Genomic DNA, 17,607 nt, shown 5'->3' on the forward strand with positions numbered 1-17,607 from the left:
AGCCGGAGCCGCGGCCGGTGCCGCCCGCCCGGCCGAGCCCGCCCCCCAGCCCGCCACGCCCGCCGAGCCGCAACCCAGCGTCGGCTCCGTCACCAGCCTGCCGCTGCCGCGCTTCGCCGCCCTGCGCTCGGACGAGGTGAACCTGCGCACCGGCCCGGGCACCCGCTTCCCGATCGAATGGACCTACCAGCGGCGCGAATTGCCGGTGGAGATCACCCGCGAATTCGAGCTGTGGCGCCGCATCCGCGACCCCGAGGGCACCGAGGGCTGGGTCCACCAGTCCACGCTGATGGGCCGCCGCAGCGCCATCGTGCGCGGCGCGCCGAACAGCGAGACGGTGCTGCGCCGCCGGCCCGAGGACGGCGCCGCCGCCGTCGCCCGGCTGCGCCCCGGCGTGGTCGTCCGCCTGCGCCTGTGCGAGGCGCGCAACCCCTGGTGCGAGGCACAGGCCGGCGAGCACCGCGGCTACATCCTGCGCTCCGAGGTCTGGGGCGTCCTGCCGGATGAAGAGGTGAAGTAACGGCGCCTTGCCGCACCACCGCCGCAGGGCCTAGCCTGCGGTCCATGCCAGACGACCAGCACACCCCCGCCACGCACGACATCGGGGGCCTCCCCCGCTTCCACTGCACGCCGGTGGAGCATGACGAGGCCCCGCCCGACGCCTTCGGCAAGAAGGTGGACGCGCTGCGCCAGGTGCTCGCGCAGAAGAAGCTGATGACGGTGGACGAACTCCGCCGCGGCATCGAGAGCATCCCGGAGGGCGAGTATTTCGCCCTCGGCTACTATGAACGCTGGCTGCGCTCGATCGCCGGGCTGATGGTCGAGAAGGGCCTGGTCGCGAAGGACGTGCTGGAATGAGCGACGCACCTCGCTTCGCGCCCGGCGCCACGGTGCGCGTCAAGGACGACTGGCCCGAGCGTCGCGGTCCCTGCCACATCCGCACGCCGCACTACATCCGCGGCCGCAGGGGCACCATCGTGCGCCCGCTCGGCGTCTTCGCGAATCCCGAGGATCTCGCCTTCGCGCGCCCGGCGCCGAAGCGGAACCTCTACCACGTGCTGTTCGAGCAGGAGCCCATCTGGGACGAGGGCAAGCCCGGCGACACGGTGATGGTCGAGGTCTTCGAACACTGGCTGGAGGAAGCCTGACATGGCCGCACCCCCGCGCCCCGAGAGCCTCGCGCTGCTCGACCGCCTGATGGAAGCGCTCAAGGCCAAGGGCATCGTCAGCGACGCCGAGATCGCCGAGCGCCAGGCCAACACCGACAAGGCGAGCCCCGAGACCGGCGCGCGCATGGTGGCCCGCGCCTGGACCGACCCCGCCTATCGCGCGCTGCTGCTCTCCGACGGAACGGCGGCGGCCGAGGCGATGGGCGTGTCGATGGCCGGCGCGCCGCCGCTCGGCGTGCTGGAGAACACGCGCACGCGGCATCACCTCGTCGTCTGCACGCTGTGCTCCTGCTACCCGCGCGCAGTGCTCGGCTATCCGCCCAGTTGGTACAAGTCCTTCGCCTACCGTTCCCGCGCCGTGCGCGAGCCGCGCGCCGTGCTGGCGGAATGGGGCCTGAGCCTGCCGGACAGCGTCGAGGTCCGCGTGGTGGACAGCACGGCGGACTACCGCTGGATGGTGCTGCCGATGCGCCCGGTGGGGACCGAGGGCTGGGACGCGGCGCGGCTCGCCGCGATCGTCACGCGGGACGCGCTGCTGGGCGTGGCCGTGCCGAAGGTGGGCTGACCCCACACACGGAACGCCGCCAGATACAGGCCGGAACGACATGCGGCCCGCGCTTATGCGCGGGCCGGGAGCGCAAAGCGCGACCGCGCCCAGACCACCCGCGGCCGCCTGCGCGCCAGCCCATGGCGCGCAAGCCAGGCGCGCGGATGCGCGCGCCCGGCGCCTGAGGGCGAAACCTACGCCGCGCCGTAGATGAAGACCGGCATCGGCTGGGTGTCGTCCTTCACGTCCTTCACGCCCGGCACGTTCTCGGCCAGCACGCGCAGCGCCTTCTGCACCGCGTCGCTGCGGCGGAAGCCGTGGAAGGTCACGACGCCGTCCTTGACCTCGACCATGGTGTAGAAGGTGTCGGTCCAGGGTTCCTGCTTCATCGCCGCCATCACCGCGCGGCGCACGCGCTCGTCGGAGAGCTCGGCCTCCTCGTGCACGGGCACGACGAGGGCGCGCAGCAGGTCGGCGCGGCTGACGATGCCCTTGAGCTTCTCGTTCTCCACCACGATGACGCGGCGGATGTTCTGCTTCTCCATCATCTGCGCGATGTGCGCGGCGCTGGTGTCGGGCGCGACGCTGACGACCTTCTCGGTCATCAGGTCCTTCGCCGTCACGCCGTGGGTGCGCGCGTAGCGCTCGGCCTGGCTGGCCGGGTCGGCGAAAAGCGCACCGAACCAGGAGGTCGGCTTGTCCTCCTCGCCCGCCAGGCGGCGGACCAGGTCGGCCTCGGTGACGATGCCGCACAACTTGCCCTCGGCATCCACCACCGGCACGGCGGAGATGCCGCGGTCGGTGAGCAGGCGGGCCATCGCCATCACCGGCGTCTCGGGCGGCACGGTCACGACATCAGGGGTCATCAGGTCGCGGGCGAGGGGGCCGGTCATGGTGTTCCTCCGAGGTTCATCAAAGGCAGACTGCCGCCGCTTCCGCGGGCCTGCCTTGCGCCAGATCAACGGCGCGGGCTTCAAACGCTAGCCGAAGGTCGCTATCAGTAAACCCGGATAAAAAGAACCATGGAGGATCGTTTATGCCCGGGATCACTCGTCGCGGCATCATCGCAGCCGGCGCCGGCACGCTCGCGCTGCCGGGGCTGGCGCGCGCGCAGGCCGCGCAGCAGCTCGCCATCGCAACCGGCACCACCGGCGGCGTGTACTATCCGCTCGGCGGCGCGCTCGCGAACTACCTGTCCCGCGACATTCCCGGCATGAGCGCGACGGTGGAAGTGACCGGCGGTTCGGTCGCGAACCTCCAGCTGCTCGGCGCGAACCGCGTCGGCATGGTGATCACGCAGGTCGATGCGGCGGTGGACGCGGTGCGCGGCAATGACCGCTTCCGCGGCCGCCCCGTGCCCGTGCGCGCCATCGCGGTGCTCTACACCAACCGCATGCAGGTGGTGACGGTGGCTTCCACCGGCATCCGCAGCATGGCCGACCTCAAGGGCAAGCGCATCTCGACCGGCGCGCCCGGCTCGGCGACCGAGGTGATGGCCTTCCGCCTGATCGAGGGTGCGGGCCTCGACCGCGACAAGGACTTCCGCGCGCGCGAACGCCTCTCCCCGGCCGAGAGCACCAACGCGATCAAGGACGGCAAGCTCGACGCCTATTTCTTCGTCTCCGGCGTGCCGACCAGCGCGATCACCGACCTCGGCGCGACGCCGGGCGTGCAGCTCGTGATGATCGACCACGACGAGTTCGTGCCGCGCATCACCGAGAAATACGGCCCCGTCTATTTCCCCGAGGTGATCCCCGCCGGCACCTATCCCGGGCAGACCACCCCGAACCGGCAGATGTCGGTCGCCAACGTCGTTGCGGTGCGCGAGGACATGCCCGCCCCGCTCGTCACCCGCATCAACGAGGTGATGTGGGGCCACCGCGAGGACTGGGCGCGCGTGCATTCCGCCGCGCGGGACTTCAAGCTGGAGGGCCAGAAGAGCGCCGCCGCCGGCATCCCCTGGCACCCGGCGGCCGAGGCCTTCTGGAAGGGTCAGGGCGCGACCCTGTGACCCTGGCGGGGCCACGGCCTCGCCGCGTGTCGCGCGGGGGCGTCCCGGCAGGGCCGCTCCCGCTGCGCTTTCATGATGCCTTCGCGGAGAGCCGCGCGTGACGACACATCACCTCCCGCCCGAGGCGGCCGCCGGCGCCCTCGACGAAACCATTGCCGCGAAGGTCGAGGCGCTGATCGAGGAGGAGGAGGGCGCACAGAACCGCTTCTCCGGCTGGCTCGGCTATGGGGCCACGATGCTCGCGCTGGCGATGTCGCTGTTCCACTTGTGGGCGGCGTGGGACATCGTGCCGACGACGACGCTGCGCTTCGTGCATGTCGGCTTCGCGCTGGTGCTTGGCTTCGTGCTCTTCCCGATGCTGCGGCGGCACCGCAACCGGCTGATGCCGTGGGATGTCGTGCTGGCGGCGGCATCGGTCTACGTCATCTACTACCTGATCGCGGGCGGGGACGACCTGCAGGACCGCGCCATCTTCCCCGAGCCGATGGACATCGCGGTGGGCTGGATGCTCATCGCCCTGGTGCTCGAGGCGACGCGCCGCGCCACCGGGCCGGTGATGCCCGCGGTCGCGATCCTGTTCCTGCTCTACGGCTTCTTCGGCAACCACCTGCCCGCGCCCTGGCAGCACCAGGGCTATGATTCCGAGCGCATGGTGCCGCACATCTCGATCGGTCTCGACGGCATCTTCGGCACGGCGGTCGATGTCTCGGCCACGCTGATCATCCTGTTCACCATCTACGGCGCGATCCTGCAGGCAAGCGGCGCCGGGAAGTTCTTCGTCGACTTCTCCTTCGCCGCGACCGGGGGCAAGGCGGCGAGCGCGGGGCGCACGGTCGTGCTGTCCTCCTTCCTGCTCGGCGGCCCCTCGGGCTCGGGCGTGGCCACCACCGTCACCCTCGGCACGGTCGCCTGGCCGATGATGAAGCGCGTGGGCTATCGCGCGGACGATGCGGGCGGTTTGCTCGCGGCCGGTGGGCTCGGCGCCATCATCTCCCCGCCAGTGCTCGGCGCCGCGGCCTTCCTGATCGCGGAATACCTCAAGATCGGCTACCTCGACGTGCTGAAGATGGCGGCAATCCCGACCGTCCTCTACTACGCCTCGCTGCTCTTCATGGTGGAACTCGACCAGAAGCGCATCCGCGCCGAGCGCGGCGACGTGGGCGCCGAGGAGAGGATGCAGGTCGAACCCATCCCCGTCCTGCTGCGCCGCTACGGCTTCCACTTCACCTCGCTGGTCGCGATCATCGTCTTCATGGTGTGGGGCTACTCGGCGACGCTGTCGGTGCTCTACGCCATGGGCGTGGCGATCCTGCTCTCCTTCATCCGGCCGGAGCAGGCGCTGTGGCCGAAGCGGCTGATCGAGGCACTGGCGAGCGGCGCGATCCAGGCCGTGGGCATCGCCGCCACCTGCGCGAGCGCGGGCATCATCGTCGGCGTCATCACGCTGACCGGGCTCGGGCTGAAGTTCAGCGACATCGCCATCCAGGCGGCGGGCGGCAGCATCGTCGTCACCGCGCTCTACACGGCGCTGATCGTCTGGATCGTCGGGCTCGCGGTGCCGGTCACGGCCTCCTACATCATCTGCGCGGTGGTCGCGGCGCCGGCGCTGACGAAGCTCGGCGTGCCGGACTATGCCGCGCACATGTTCGTCTTCTACTACGCGGTGCTGAGCGAGGTGTCGCCGCCGACGGCGCTGTCCCCCTTCGCCGCCGCCGCGATCACCGGCGCCGGGCCCTACCGGACGACGCTGCAGGCGTGGAAATACACCCTGCCGGCCTTCCTGCTGCCCTTCGTCTTCGTCACCGACCCCGAGGGCGTCGGGCTGCTGCTCAACTTCCGCGAGGGCATGACCTGGATCGACCTGGTGTGGCAGTTCGTATTGGCGGCGGGCGGGCTCGCGCTGCTGGCCGCCGCCGCGCAGGGCTATGCGCGGCGCATGCTGGCGGGGTGGGAGAGGATCGGCTTCGCGATCGCGGGTCTGCTGATGATCTTCCCCGCGCTGGTCGAGCATGTGGCGGCGGATTCCGTGCCCTATCCGCACATCCTCGGCGTCGGGCTGGCCATCGTGCTGCTGCTGCTCCAGCGGCCCGGCAAGGTGGCCGCGCCATGAGCGTGGGCGACGCGGCGGTTCAGCCGGAAGGCTGGCCGCCGTCCCGGGCCGGGTCGTAGCGCAGCAGCACGACGCCGTTCGGCCAGGACCGTGTCTCCGCCAGCCGCCAGCCGCGCAGCGGCCCGGCCGGCGCGAACAGCCGCAGCCCCGCGCCGAGCGTCAGCGGAATGACAAAGAGTTCGAGACTGTCCACCAGCCCGCGCGCGAGGCAGGCCTGCGCCACCGCCGCGCCGCCGAGCAGCCAGATGTCGCCGGCAGTCTCCGCCCGCAGCCGCGCCACGATGGCGCCGAGATCCCCCGCCGTCGCCTCCACCCCCGCCGGGGGATCGGGGTCGAGCGGCCGCGTCGTCAGCACCACCATGCGCTTGCCGGCATAGGGCCAGTCCCCGAAGCCGCGCGCCTGGTCGTAGGTGGTGCGGCCCGTCAGCACCGTGCCGATCTGCGCGAGGAAGCCGGGCATGCCGTAGTCCTCGGCCTCGTAGGGCGCGAGCCAGCCGACCTCCCCCACCGCGTCGGCGAGGCAGCCATCGAGCGAGATGGCGGCATAGAGCCGGACCCGTGCCGTCACGCCTGGCGCTTCCAGTGCGCGCGCACGGTGCGGACGCGGTCGAGCAGCGATGGCCCGCCACCGGCCAGCATGGCCCGCACGCGCGACGCCGCACCCCTGGCTACCGCCTTGGCCCGCCGCGTCATGCGCCGCGCCGCCTGCCAGGCGGGGGAGGAATCGAGGAAGGCATGGGCGCGCGCGAGCAGCGCCAGCACATGGCCGTGCACCCAGGCGAAGGCGCGGATCTCCATCAGCTTCGGTTCCGCCACCACGTAGAGCCGGGCGGAGAAGGCGGTGCCGATGCTCTTCGCGGCCAGCAGCAGCGCGATCCCCGCCAGCGGCCGCCCGCTGCCGATCAGCCACAGCGCGCCGAGTTTCACGGGGAACAGCGCGGCAATCGGCACGGCGAAGAAGAGCAGCACGATGCGCGCATCGAGCCGCACGATCATCCGTTCGAGCGCGGCGAAGACCGGGATGCGCGCGACCAGCCCGCCGATCGCCTTGGCCCAGCGCCAGATCGTCTCCTCCAGCACCACCCAGAGGAAGGCAAGGAGCAGCAGCGGCGGGCGCAGCAGGTCGCGGGGCGAAGGCATGGGTCGCATCCTAGCGGATCGGCGTGCCGATTTCCTCCGGCAAGGCGCAGATCCCCGCCCGGCGCAGCCATGCCGAGAAGGCGGGATCGGCGGTGACGACGGCAAAGGGAACCGCGAGCAGCAGCGAGGCCAGCACCGGCAGCGCCAGCAGCAGCGCCAGCGGCGAGGCAACGGCGAAGGCCACCGTCAGCACGATGCCGGCCAGCGTCGGCGGCCAGAACTGCCGCGCGGCATCGGCCCAGGTGACGCCGCGGTCGGCGCGGTTCTGCGGCGCCCAGCCCACCTTCAGGCCGAAGGGAAGCGCCAGCAGGAACAGCGTCTGCGCCATCAGCCGCGCGGGTTCCATCAGCGTGGTGAAGGCGATCTCCGCCGCCGCGCCGCGCGCGAAGGCCGCGCGTCCGCCATGGCGCGCGGCGAGCGCCGGCTTCAGCAGCACTTCCGCGTAGCCCGCGAGTTTCGGCGCGTAGTGACAGGCCCATGTGGCCGCGAGCAGCGCGACCAGTGCGCCGGTCGGCGTCGCCGCGCCGCCGCCGCCGCCGGCCAGCGCATTGGCCGCGGCCAGCACCAGGATCGCGCACCACAGCGGCGCACCGAGGAACAGCAGGATCGCCTGCACCAGTTGCCAGCGCGCCATCGGCGTCAGCCCCGGCAGGCGCAGCAGCGCGAGGTATTGCATGTTGCCGCCCGCCCAGCGCAGGTCGCGGGTGACGAAGTCGCCGAAGGTGGGCGGGTTGCCCTCGGCGCTGCCGGTGTCGTCCGGCAGCACGCGGACCTTCCATCCGGCGGCGTGCAGGCGGGTCGCCTCCACCTGGTCGTGGGAGAGGATGCGGGACCCGTCGGGCAGCGGCCCGAGCCGGCACAATTCGCGGAAGGGGGCGATGCGGATGATGGCGTTGTGGCCCCAATAGGGGCCCTCGTCGCCCTGCCACCAGGCCTGGCCCATGGCCCAGGCGCGCATGCCCTGGCGCATGCCGAACTGGAACAGGCGCGGGAAGGCCGCGGTCGCCGGGCGGCCATGGATCAGTTGCTGCACGATCGCGAGCCGCTCATCGGCCTCGAGGCACGCCACCAGGCGCAGCACGGCCTGCGGCGTCATCTCGGAATCGGCGTCGAGGCAGAGGAAGTAGTCGAGGCCCGCGGCGTGATGGTCGAGGAAGTCCATCACATTGCCGGCCTTGAAGCCCTCGTTCACCGCGCGGCGGCGGTAATGGGCGCAGGGGCGATCACGGGCGAAGGCGCGGAAGGCGGCTTCCTCGGCCTCCGCGACCGGGCCGGCGGGCGTGTCGGACAGCACCCATAGCGCGAAGCGGTCCGCCGGCAGCCCGTCCATCAGCCGGCCGAGGGGCGGCAGGACGGCGGCCATGTCCTCGTTGCGGACGCAGATGGCGATGGCGGTGCGGCCGCGCGGCGGGCCCGGCCTCGCAGCCCGCAGCGCCGGCAGCACCGCCGCCGGCGGGTCCTTCGCGCCGAGCAGGATCGCCAGCCCGACCAGCGCATTCGCGGCCGAAAGCGCGCTCCAGGGAATGGTGCCGAGGAAGCAGGCCAGGATCAGCACTTCCCAGCCGGTCCAGCCGCCCGGCGCCAGCACGGCGACGGCGAGAGCCACAAGCCCTGCCGTGATGGCAAGCACCAGGCAGAGGAAGGCCGCACGCCGCAGGATGATCGACTCGCTCACGCCACCGTCTATGCCGTGCCGGGCGCATCATGGCGACGGGCGCCGCGCCGGACGGGAGCCGGGCATCCCGGCCGCGCCGTCGCCATGGCGCGAAACCCGCCGCCGGCCGCGGCGATCGATCCGGTGGCGTCCGCGATGGCCTGGCCATGGCGCCCGGATCATTCGCGGCCCGCGCGGCCCCGCCAGGGATTCCCCGCGGTCATCGCCCGCATGCGGTGCGGGACCGGCCTGACGGGACCGCCAGCCGGCCGCCCCCGGCGGCCGGATGCGATCCGGGCCCGGTCAGTGCCTGGCCGCCGAGAGCAGCGCGCAGACCGCGTGCAGGGTGCGAACCGCATGCCAGTCCCCGGCCTCGTGGGCGGCGGCGAGAATTTCCTCCACGGCCACGCGGGCGAGCGCGATCCGATCAGGCGGCGCCTGCGCCGAGGTGAGCGTATCATCAGCCACGACGCGGTCGGCAATATGAGTCATGATCAGCCCCCTGTCTCATGTCTCGAGACGGCGTTTGTAACGCACCCGCCTCGATAATTCACGGTAACGCGAAAATCAGAACAACCGGCCGTCATTGACTCGTGAATTCAACGTCAAACGTCTATGAATTTGCATGAAATTTTGCGGCACGGCGACCGTTCGCGGCAGGTGGCGCTGCGCTCGTCGCCCTACGCGCCGCCTCCCCGCCCGAACATCCGACGAGCAAGCCAACCCCGCATGCAGCGGCACGCCAGAGGCCAGGCGTCATCCGGGCCGGGGCGCATGGCCCCGCGCGTCGGGCAGGCGGATGGAGGGGTCGCCCGCCCCCGCCCCGCTCAATCGATCTGCGCCCCGGATGCGCGCACAACGGGCGCCCATTTCGCGACTTCCGCCCGCATGAAGTCATCATAGGCGGCGGGCCCCAGCGGCCAGGGCTCGGCCCCGTAGTCGCGGATGCGCTGCGCGATCGCGGGGTCTTCCAGTGCCGCCACCACCTCGGCGCCGAGCCTGTCCCGGATCGCCGCCGGCACGCCGGAGGGCGCGGCGATGCCGTACCAGGACGCCACGTCGAAATCCGGCACGCCCTGGTCCTGCAGCGGTGCCAGTTCCGGCATGGTGCTGACCCGTCGCGCGGTGGAAACGCCGAGCGCGCGCAGCATTCCCGCCAGCACCTGCTGGCGCGAGACGGGCGCATTGTCGATGTTGAACAGCACCTCCCCGTTCAGCACGGCGGCCATGGAAGGCGCGGTGCCGCGATAAGGCACGTGCGTCACCTCGATGCCCATGCGCATGCCGAAGAGCAGGCCCCCGAGATGCGAGGACGTCCCCGACCCCGCCGAGGAGAAATTCGCCCGCGACGGGTTGGCGCGGCAGAAGGCGACCAGGTCCTGCACGCTCTTCACCGGCCCGTCGCCCTTGACGATGAGCACGTTCGGCATCGCCGCGATCCGCGCCACACCCGGCAGGTCCTTCAGTGGATCGAAGGTCAGCCGGCGATAGAGCGTCGGCCCGATGCCATGCGAGGCGATGTGGTTGACGTAGTAGGTGTAGCCGTCCGGCGCCGCGCGCGCCGTCAGTTCCGCCCCCACCATGCCGCCGGCGCCCGGGCGCGGGTCGATGATGAGCGGCTGGCCGAGCCTCTCGCGCAGCCGGTTCTCCATCATGCGCAGGAAGATGTCCGAGACGCCGCCGGCGGCCCCGCCGATGATGAAGCGCAGCGGCTTGTCGGGCCAGGCGCCCTCGGCGCGCAGCGAAGGCGCAGCCAGGGTGGCCCCGGCGACGCCGAGGACGAGGCGACGGGTGATCATGCGGTTCCCTCCCGCGCCCGCATCTGTGGCGAGCGTCGGCAGGGAGCCTAGCATCCCGGGTTGACGGGGGCGCAATGCCCCCGCCGGAAGTCACGCGGCGGCGCGGATCGCCGCGGCTTTCACGTCCTCGCCGACAGCGCCGGCGAAGGTCGCGAAGTTGTTCTCGAACAGGCCGACGAGGTGCCGCGCCGTGCGGTCGTAGGCGTCCTTGTCCGCCCAGGCCTCGCGCGGGTTCAGCAGTTCGGTCGGGATTCCCGGCACCGCCTTCGGGATCATCAGGCCGAAGAACCGGTCCTGCACGAACTCGACCTTCGCCAGCGAGCCATCCAGCGCCGCGCGCAGCAGGCCGCGCGTCACCTTGATCGGCATGCGGGCGCCGGTGCCGTAGGCGCCGCCGGACCAGCCGGTGTTGACCAGCCAGCAATCGGCGCCGTGCTTCGCGATCAGGTCCGCGAGCATGCGCCCGTAGACCTCCGGATGGCGCGGCAGGAAGGGCGCTCCGAAGCAGGTGGAGAAGGTCGCCTGCGGTTCCTTGCCCAGCCCCTTCTCGGTGCCCGCGACGCGCGCGGTGTAGCCCGAGAGGAAGTGGTACATCGCCTGCGCGGCGGACAGCTTGGAGATCGGCGGCAGCACGCCGAAGGCGTCCGCCGTCAGCATCACCACGTTCTTCGGCAGGCCGGCCGTGCCCTTCTCCACCACGTTCGGGATGTAGTGGATCGGGTAGCAGGACCGCGTGTTCTCGGTCAGCGAGCCGTCATCGAGGTCGAGATGCCCGTCCTCGTCCGCCACCACGTTCTCGAGCACGGTGCCGAAGCGGTGGGAGGCGTCCCAGATCTGCGGCTCGGCCTCCTTCGAGAGCTTGATGACCTTGGCGTAGCAGCCGCCCTCGAAGTTGAAGACCCCGGCATCGGACCAGCCATGCTCGTCGTCGCCGATCAGCGCGCGCGCGGGGTCGGAGGAGAGCGTGGTCTTGCCCGTTCCCGACAGGCCGAAGAACAGCGCCACGTCGCCCTCGGCGCCGACATTGGCGCTGCAATGCATCGGCAGCACGCCGCGCGCCGGCAGCAGCCAGTTCATCACGGTGAAGATGCTTTTCTTGATCTCACCGGCATAGGACGTGCCGGCGATCAGGATGGTCCGCGTGGCGAGCGAGAGCGCGATGACGGTCGTGCTGCGGCAGCCGTCGGTCGCCGGGTCGGCCTCGAATTCCGGCGCATGCAGGATGGTCCAGTCGGGCGCGAAGCCGGCCAGCGCGTCCTTCGCGGGGCGGATGAACATGTTGCGCGCGAACAGCGCATGCCAGGCATTGGTGGTCACCAGGCGCACGCGGATCTGGTGCGCGGTGTCGGCCCCGGCGTGCAGGTCCTGGGTGAAGAGTTCCGCCTTCTGGCCGAGATAGGCGCGCACGCGCCCGGCGAGCGCGGCGAACTTCTCGGCCGGCAGGGGCTGGTTGATCTTGCCCCACCAGACGGCCTCGCGCGTCTCAGGTTCGTCCACCACGAACTTGTCCTGCACCGAGCGGCCGGTGTGCTGGCCCGTGACCGCAATGAAGGCCCCGTCGGCGGACAGGCGGCCCTCGCCGCGGCGCAGCGCCTGCGACACCAGCGCAGGGGCGGTCAGATTCGAATGGACCTCGCCGCTGGGGGAGACGCTGGTGCCGGCGAGAGCGGACTCAGGGGAAGACATGCGGAAACGGACTCCTGGACGCCACATTGCGGGCGATTCAGGGCGCCAATTCAGCCACCGCGACGGCAGAATTGCGGCGAAATCCTCCGCCGCGCCTCAGCCGGGCCGCGCCAATGTCGCCCGTCCCTCCCGCGCCGCGCGGATGAGGGCCGCGCGCACCCCCTCCGCATCGCGCACCGGCGCGGGGAAGGCAAGGCGAACCGTCCGGTTACCTTCCGAAAGATCGCAGCCATCCACATCCACCGCCACCAGCCTCCATTCGCCCGGTCCTGCCGCGAGCACGCCCTCGGCAATGGCCGCCACGGCGTTCGCGTGCTCCGCGTTGACGTGGCCGAGGATGTCCGCTTCGGCCGCGAGCAGGGCCGCGACCGCCGCCGGGTCGGGGGCCAGCTCCCCCGCCTTCAACCGTTCCGCCCGCGCGAAGCCGCCGACATGAAGCGCGCCGCCGATCCGCACCCGCCACAGGCCGAAATCGGCGAAATCCGCATAGAGCGCGGCGTACGGGTGCCGCGCCAGCCAGCGGGCCTTGAGCGGTGCTGCTTCCGCCTCCGGCACCCGTTCGGCCAGGCCCGTCACGGTCACGCGCGGAGCGGTCTGCGGGTTCGGCCCTTCCGCCGTGCCTGCGAAGAGCAGGGCGCAGCGCGGTTCGGCCGCCAGGTGGCGGGTATGCTCGGACAGGGTCGAGAGCCAGAGCAGCGGCGAGAGGTCCGGCGCCGGCGCCGGCGTCACCAGGCTGGCGAAGGGCTGGCCGGCCGCGGAGGTGGCGAGCGTCGCGGCCGCCGCGCCGCGAATCAGTGCCCGGGCCTCGCGAATCCCCTGCTCCGACGCCATCTCTGCCTCCGGCCCGCCTCGTGCCACAATCGCGCGGGAAGGTGGCCCCAGCCCAGACGCGGCGCAACCGCGACCGTGACCGACGCCCGGAGCACCGGAACAGACAGATGCCGCAGACCATCGCCCTCGTGGACGACGACCGCAACATCCTGACCAGCGTGCAGATGACGCTCGAGCAGGAAGGCTACACCGTCCGCACCTTCACCGACGGCGAGAGCGCGCTGCAGGGCCTGCTCGCCCGCCCCGCCGACCTCGCCGTGCTCGACATCAAGATGCCCCGCATGGACGGGATGGAGCTGCTGCAACGGTTGCGCCAGCGGTCCAACATGCCGGTCGTCTTCCTCACCTCGAAGGATGAGGAGGTGGACGAGCTGATGGGCCTGCGCCTCGGCGCCGACGACTACATCACCAAGCCCTTCAGCCAGCGCCTGCTGCTCGAGCGCATCCGCGCCCTGCTCCGCCGCAACGAGGCCTCGCGCGCCGAGGGCTCCGGCGCGCCGCCGGGCGGCGTGATCGCCCGCGGCGACCTGGTGCTGGACGAGACCAAGCACACCTGCGTCTGGAAGGGCGGGCAGGTGCAGCTGACGGTCACCGAGTTCCTGCTCGTCAAGGCGCTCGCCATCCGCCCCGGCATGGTGAAGAACCGCGACCAGTTGATCGATGCCGCCTATGGCGAGAACATCTACGTCGACGACCGCACCATCGACAGCCACGTGAAGCGCATCCGCAAGAAGTTCCGCCAGGTGGACGGCGAGTTCGACCAGATCGAGACGCTCTACGGCATCGGCTATCGCTACAAGGAAGCCTGAGCCAATGCGCGCGGCAGTCCCGCATGCCTGACGGCACCGCGCGTCAGCCCCAGCCGAAGGCGCGCATGGAGGCGGCCGGCGAGCCGCGCCGCATGCGCCGCTTCTCGCCCATGCTGCGCCGCATCCTGCTGGTCAACGCGGTGCCGCCGGCGCTGCTCGCGGCCTCCCTGCTCTACCTCGACCAGTACCAGAACGGGCTGCTGGCGGCGGAGGTCGAGGCGCTGCGCACGCAGGCGCGCATCTATGCCGGCGGCATCGCCGAGGCCGCGGTGCGCATCGACGGGGACCGCGCCATCCTGGTGCCGGAAGCCGCGCGCCCGCTGCTGCGCCGCCTGGTCGAACCCTCCCCCGCCACCCAGGCGCGGCTGTTCGACAATACCGGCCTGATGGTCGCCGACAGCCGCGTGCGCGAAGGCCCCGGCGGCGCGGTGGTGACCGAGCCCCTGCCCCCGCCCGAGCCCCGCGGCGCGCTGACCACCACCGTCGCCGGCGTCTATGACCGCCTCGTCTCGGTGCTGCCCGGCCCGCTGCGCAGCACCGGCGGCAGCGGTGGCGTGTCGGTGGACATCGGCCCGGAGGCGCCCGACTTCGACTGGCAGCCCGACCTCGGCCCCGACCGGCGGGAGGAATTGCGCCTCGCCCTCGAAGGCGGGGTGCGCCCCTATATCCGCCGCACCGGCGACGGCCGCCTGCTCGTCAGCGTCGCCGAGCCCGCCAGGCGCGGCAATCAGAGCGTCGGCATCGTGCTGCTGACGCGCGAGGCGCGCGAGGTGGACGAGCGCCTGTTCCAGATCCGCGCCTCCGTGCTGCTGCTGTTCGGCACGGCGCTGGTGCTGACGGTGATGCTGTCCTTCTACCTCGCGCGCACCATCGCGACGCCGATGCTCGACCTCGCGCGCGCGACGCAGCGCATCCGCGAGGGCGAAGGGCGCGAGGAATCGGTGCCCGAGCCCCTCCTCGACCGCAATGACGAGATCGGCACCCTCGCGCGCGACCTGCAGAATTCCGCCCGCGCCCTCTGGGCCCGCATCGATGCCAATGAACGCTTCGCGGCGGATGTCGCGCATGAATTGCGCAACCCGCTGACCAGCGTGCGCAGCGCGCTCGAGACCCTGCGCCGCGTCGAGAAGCCCGAGAGCCGCAACCGCCTGCTCGACATCATCGCCGAGGATGCGGTGCGCATGGACCGGCTGATCGCCGACATCAGCGATTCCTCGCGCGTGGATGCGGAACTGTCGCGCACCATCTCCGCGCCGGTGGACATCGCCCCGATCCTCTCCGCGCTCGCAGACCTGCACGACGCCACGCGCAAGGAGGATGACGCGATCGTCGTGCTGGAAGCGCCGCCCGGCGGCCTGGTCGTGCGCGGCGTGGAAGGGCGCATCGTGCAGGTCTTCCGCAACCTGCTGGGCAATGCGATCTCCTTCAGCCCCGCGCGCGGCCATGTCTGGGTCCGGGCGCGCCCCGCCGGCGCGGTGATCGAGGTCGCCATCGAGGACGAGGGCCCCGGCATCCCGGAACAGAAGCTCGAGAGCATCTTCGAACGCTTCTACTCCGAACGCCCGAGCGGCGAGCGTTTCGGCCAGCATTCCGGCCTCGGCCTGTCGATCAGCAAGCAGATCGTCGAGGGTCTGCGCGGCACCATCTCCGCGGAGAACCGCCGCGACGCGGAAGGCAAGGTCGCCGGCGCGCGCTTCGTCGTGCGCCTGCCGGTCGGCTGATCGCCGGGTCGCAGAAGCCAGGCCCTTCCGGGCGCCTTGGCTTCATGCGCGGCCGCGCCACCAGCCCCTGGCGTGCCGCCGCGGATGCAACGCCGGGTCGGCGCGCACGAGACGGGGCGTGAACGGCGCCGCGCCCTGGGGCATGATCGGGCCATGGATGACCTCTTCGACCGCCGCGACGGCCGCCCCCGGGCCCGCAACGTGCTTGGCGGCACGCTGTTGCCCTGCTCCGTCGCGCCGCTGACCGGGTTCTTCCGCGACGGCTGCTGCAACACCGGGCCGGAGGATGCCGGCCTGCACGTGGTCTGCGCCGAGATGACGGCGGAATTCCTGGACTTCAGTCGCGCGGCGGGCAACGACCTCTCGACGCCGAGGCCGGAATACGGTTTCGCGGGGCTGCAACCCGGCGACCGCTGGTGCCTCTGCGCCGCCAGGTGGGAGGAGGCGCGGCTGGCCGGCTTCGCCCCGCCCGTGCTGCTCGAGGCGACGCACGAGGGCGCGCTGCGGGTGACGACGCACGCGCACCTCACTGCGCACGCGCTGGACGCAGGCTGAGCCACTGCGCCGCCGCCGCGGGCTGCGGGCGCTGCGCGGCGATGCGCGTCAGCACCGTCTCGACGTCGTAGGGCTTGTCGATCAGTTCGAACTCCCCGGCGCCGCCATGCTGCGCCAGCACCTCCGCCGCGTAGCCGGAGGCGAGCAGCACGCCGATCTCCGGGCGCAGGCGCCGCGCCGCCCGCGCCAGGTCCACACCCGTCATCCCGCCCGGCATCACCACGTCGGAGAAGAGGATATCGACCTGCGCGCCCTCCTCCAGCAGCGCCAGCGCCGTCGGGCCGTCCTGCGCGGCGAGCACGGCGAAGCCGGCGTCCTGCAGCATGTCCACCGCCACGGCGCGCACCACGGGCTCGTCCTCGACGACCAGCACCGATAGGCCGGCGCCGGAATGCGCCGCGTGCCGGGCCGGCGCGGTGCTGCCCCCGGCACCGGCACCGGCCCCGGCATCGGTCGCGGAGCCGAGCGGCAGGTAGAGCGAGACGGTCGTGCCGCGCCCCGGTGCGGACTGGATCGCGACATGCCCGCCGATCTGGCGCACGAAACCGAAGACCTGCGACAGGCCGAGCCCGGTGCCCTGGCCCGGGTCCTTCGTGGTGAAGAAGGGTTCGAAGGCGCGCTCGCGCACCTCGGGGACCATGCCCTGGCCGGTGTCGCGCACCTCGATCGCGACATAGGGGCCGGGCTGGGCATCCGCATTGCCGGCGAGCGCCTGTTCCTGAAGCCAGGCGCGGCGCGTGACGATCCGCAGCTTGCCGCCGCGCGGCATGGCGTCCCGCGCGTTGATCGCGAGGTTGAGCAGCGCCGCCTCCAGCTGCGCCGCATCCGCGCTGCAGGTCGGCAGCTTCTGGTCGAGCGCGAGTTCCACCGTGATCGATTCGTCGAGCGCGCGGCGCAGCAGCGGCAGGAAGTCCCTGAGCAGGGCGTTGGCGTCCACCGAGGTCAGCGTCAGCGGTTGCCGGCGCGCGAAGGCGAGCAGGCTGGCATTGAGCCGCGCGCCGCGATCCACCGCGGTGACGGTCGCCGCGATCAGCCGCTTCGTCCGTTCGTCGGCGCGCTCGCCCAGGTGCCGTTCCAGCGCGCGCGCGGTGCCGAGGATGGCAGTCAGCAGGTTGTTGAAGTCATGCGCCACGCCGCCGGTGAGCCGCCCGAGGCCTTCCAGGCGCTGCGCGTTGCGCAGGCTCTCCTCCGCCGCCTCGCGGCGGGCGATCTCGGCGCGCAGTTCGGCCGCATTGGCCTCGAGCCGGTCGAGCGCGTCGTCGTCCCTGCGCTGCCCGCCCCAGGTGCGCAGCGCAAGCAGGCCGAGCAGCGCGGCCAGCGCCAGGCAGATGAGAAGGTTGGTGTCGAGCCGCCGCCGCTCCATCGCGGTGAGCGGGAGGGTATGGACGAGGTAGAGGGGATAGTCGCCAACGCGGGCCCAGGCGAGGACCTGGGGTGCGCCGTCCGCGAAGGGATCGCCAATCATGGCGCGGCGGTCGCCGCGCGCGATGGCCTGCCGGAGCGGCTGCTCCGCCCCGATCGCGGCGGGCGGCCCGCCCGCCGTGCCGGGGCGCAGCAGCACCGCGCCGTCCTCCC

18 protein-coding genes are annotated in these 17,607 nt (G+C 71.9%); 9 read left to right on the top strand and 9 right to left on the bottom strand.

Translation table 11 applies throughout. From position 1 onward, the window contains the following. The 4 genes from GXW76_RS21095 to GXW76_RS21110 form a co-directional block, all read left to right on the top strand. Positions 1 to 520, top strand: a 520-nt coding sequence (locus GXW76_RS21095; protein WP_211864081.1) for an SH3 domain-containing protein, incomplete at its 5' end; no start/stop codon positions are given. A 44-nt stretch (positions 521 to 564) separates the two neighbouring features. Further along, positions 565 to 858, top strand: coding sequence for an SH3-like domain-containing protein (locus GXW76_RS26190; RefSeq protein WP_211864082.1), 294 nt, complete (start codon positions 565 to 567; stop codon positions 856 to 858). Continuing rightward, complete coding sequence (locus tag GXW76_RS26195; RefSeq protein ID WP_211864083.1) at positions 855 to 1,148, top strand: SH3-like domain-containing protein; 294 nt, start codon at positions 855 to 857, stop codon at positions 1,146 to 1,148. Before GXW76_RS26190 ends, GXW76_RS26195 begins: the two co-directional genes overlap by 4 nt. A 1-nt stretch (position 1,149) precedes the next feature. Next, on the top strand, positions 1,150 to 1,734 hold the full coding sequence (locus GXW76_RS21110) for a nitrile hydratase subunit alpha (protein ID WP_211864084.1): 585 nt from the start codon (positions 1,150 to 1,152) through the stop codon (positions 1,732 to 1,734). A gap of 176 nt (positions 1,735 to 1,910) precedes the next feature. Here the strand turns inward: GXW76_RS21110 and GXW76_RS21115 are convergent, their stop codons facing one another. Then, complete coding sequence (locus GXW76_RS21115) at positions 1,911 to 2,609, bottom strand: CBS domain-containing protein (RefSeq protein ID WP_246514582.1); 699 nt, start codon at positions 2,607 to 2,609, stop codon at positions 1,911 to 1,913. Between the two features lie 143 nt (positions 2,610 to 2,752). Here GXW76_RS21115 and GXW76_RS21120 point away from each other — a divergent pair, with 143 nt between their 5' ends. Then, a complete protein-coding gene (locus tag GXW76_RS21120) occupies positions 2,753 to 3,727 on the top strand; it encodes a TAXI family TRAP transporter solute-binding subunit (protein ID WP_211864085.1) in 975 nt (324 codons plus the stop codon). Between the two features lie 97 nt (positions 3,728 to 3,824). Beyond that, positions 3,825 to 5,837 (top strand): TRAP transporter permease, encoded by a 2,013-nt coding sequence (locus tag GXW76_RS21125; RefSeq protein ID WP_211864086.1) that lies wholly within the window; start codon positions 3,825 to 3,827, stop codon positions 5,835 to 5,837. A gap of 19 nt (positions 5,838 to 5,856) precedes the next feature. Here GXW76_RS21125 and GXW76_RS21130 read toward each other — a convergent pair whose 3' ends face one another. The 7 genes from GXW76_RS21130 to GXW76_RS21160 form a co-directional block, all read right to left on the bottom strand. After that, the gene (locus tag GXW76_RS21130) at positions 5,857 to 6,405 is read right to left on the bottom strand and encodes a dihydrofolate reductase family protein (protein WP_211864087.1); all 549 of its coding nucleotides are present in this window, start codon (positions 6,403 to 6,405) and stop codon (positions 5,857 to 5,859) included. Continuing rightward, entirely contained in the window at positions 6,402 to 6,977 is a 576-nt protein-coding gene (locus tag GXW76_RS21135) for a hypothetical protein (protein ID WP_211864088.1), read from the bottom strand. The genes GXW76_RS21130 and GXW76_RS21135 overlap by 4 nt, the downstream gene beginning before the upstream one ends. Before the next feature lie 10 nt (positions 6,978 to 6,987). After that, complete coding sequence (gene mdoH / locus GXW76_RS21140; protein ID WP_338151009.1) at positions 6,988 to 8,652, bottom strand: glucans biosynthesis glucosyltransferase MdoH; 1,665 nt, start codon at positions 8,650 to 8,652, stop codon at positions 6,988 to 6,990. Positions 8,653 to 8,934: 282 nt separating this feature from the next. Beyond that, positions 8,935 to 9,123, bottom strand: coding sequence for a hypothetical protein (locus tag GXW76_RS21145; RefSeq protein ID WP_211864089.1), 189 nt, complete (start codon positions 9,121 to 9,123; stop codon positions 8,935 to 8,937). Positions 9,124 to 9,458: 335 nt separating this feature from the next. Continuing rightward, a complete protein-coding gene (locus tag GXW76_RS21150) occupies positions 9,459 to 10,430 on the bottom strand; it encodes a Bug family tripartite tricarboxylate transporter substrate binding protein (RefSeq protein WP_211864090.1) in 972 nt (323 codons plus the stop codon). A 90-nt stretch (positions 10,431 to 10,520) separates the two neighbouring features. After that, positions 10,521 to 12,116 (bottom strand): phosphoenolpyruvate carboxykinase, encoded by a 1,596-nt coding sequence (locus tag GXW76_RS21155; RefSeq protein WP_211864091.1) that lies wholly within the window; start codon positions 12,114 to 12,116, stop codon positions 10,521 to 10,523. 96 nt (positions 12,117 to 12,212) lie between these two features. Further along, positions 12,213 to 12,947, bottom strand: coding sequence for a HugZ family pyridoxamine 5'-phosphate oxidase (locus tag GXW76_RS21160; protein ID WP_211864092.1), 735 nt, complete (start codon positions 12,945 to 12,947; stop codon positions 12,213 to 12,215). 107 nt (positions 12,948 to 13,054) lie between these two features. On the opposite strand from GXW76_RS21160, the gene GXW76_RS21165 reads away from it, so the two are divergent. The 3 genes from GXW76_RS21165 (at position 13,055) to GXW76_RS21175 (ending at position 16,032) form a co-directional block, all read left to right on the top strand. Further along, on the top strand, positions 13,055 to 13,756 hold the full coding sequence (locus GXW76_RS21165) for a response regulator transcription factor (RefSeq protein ID WP_211864093.1): 702 nt from the start codon (positions 13,055 to 13,057) through the stop codon (positions 13,754 to 13,756). 23 nt (positions 13,757 to 13,779) lie between these two features. Next, positions 13,780 to 15,477, top strand: coding sequence for a stimulus-sensing domain-containing protein (locus tag GXW76_RS21170; protein WP_408904387.1), 1,698 nt, complete (start codon positions 13,780 to 13,782; stop codon positions 15,475 to 15,477). Between the two features lie 153 nt (positions 15,478 to 15,630). Beyond that, entirely contained in the window at positions 15,631 to 16,032 is a 402-nt protein-coding gene (locus GXW76_RS21175) for a DUF2237 family protein (protein WP_211864094.1), read from the top strand. Here the strand turns inward: GXW76_RS21175 and GXW76_RS21180 are convergent. Next, positions 16,004 to 17,607, bottom strand: a 1,604-nt coding sequence (locus GXW76_RS21180; RefSeq protein WP_211864095.1) for an ATP-binding protein, incomplete at its 5' end; no start/stop codon positions are given. The two genes, GXW76_RS21175 and GXW76_RS21180, sit on opposite strands and share 29 nt — an antisense overlap.

Source organism: Neoroseomonas soli, assembly GCF_018129065.1.
GTDB classification, from domain to species: Bacteria; Pseudomonadota; Alphaproteobacteria; order Acetobacterales; family Acetobacteraceae; genus Neoroseomonas; species Neoroseomonas soli.

Bases quoted from the DNA above. Each gene is read 5' to 3' on its own strand.
- GXW76_RS26195 (WP_211864083.1), top strand. From the start codon at position 855: ATGAGCGACGCACCTCGCTTCGCGCCCGGCGCCACGGTGCGCGTCAAG.
- GXW76_RS26190 (WP_211864082.1), top strand. From the start codon at position 565: ATGCCAGACGACCAGCACACCCCCGCCACGCACGACATCGGGGGCCTC.
- GXW76_RS21160 (WP_211864092.1), bottom strand. From the start codon at position 12,947: ATGGCGTCGGAGCAGGGGATTCGCGAGGCCCGGGCACTGATTCGCGGC.
- GXW76_RS21170 (WP_408904387.1), top strand. From the start codon at position 13,780: ATGCCTGACGGCACCGCGCGTCAGCCCCAGCCGAAGGCGCGCATGGAG.
- GXW76_RS21165 (WP_211864093.1), top strand. From the start codon at position 13,055: ATGCCGCAGACCATCGCCCTCGTGGACGACGACCGCAACATCCTGACC.
- GXW76_RS21150 (WP_211864090.1), bottom strand. From the start codon at position 10,430: ATGATCACCCGTCGCCTCGTCCTCGGCGTCGCCGGGGCCACCCTGGCT.
- GXW76_RS21155 (WP_211864091.1), bottom strand. From the start codon at position 12,116: ATGTCTTCCCCTGAGTCCGCTCTCGCCGGCACCAGCGTCTCCCCCAGC.
- GXW76_RS21135 (WP_211864088.1), bottom strand. From the start codon at position 6,977: ATGCCTTCGCCCCGCGACCTGCTGCGCCCGCCGCTGCTGCTCCTTGCC.
- GXW76_RS21110 (WP_211864084.1), top strand. From the start codon at position 1,150: ATGGCCGCACCCCCGCGCCCCGAGAGCCTCGCGCTGCTCGACCGCCTG.
- GXW76_RS21175 (WP_211864094.1), top strand. From the start codon at position 15,631: ATGGATGACCTCTTCGACCGCCGCGACGGCCGCCCCCGGGCCCGCAAC.
- GXW76_RS21115 (WP_246514582.1), bottom strand. From the start codon at position 2,609: ATGACCGGCCCCCTCGCCCGCGACCTGATGACCCCTGATGTCGTGACC.
- GXW76_RS21145 (WP_211864089.1), bottom strand. From the start codon at position 9,123: ATGACTCATATTGCCGACCGCGTCGTGGCTGATGATACGCTCACCTCG.
- GXW76_RS21120 (WP_211864085.1), top strand. From the start codon at position 2,753: ATGCCCGGGATCACTCGTCGCGGCATCATCGCAGCCGGCGCCGGCACG.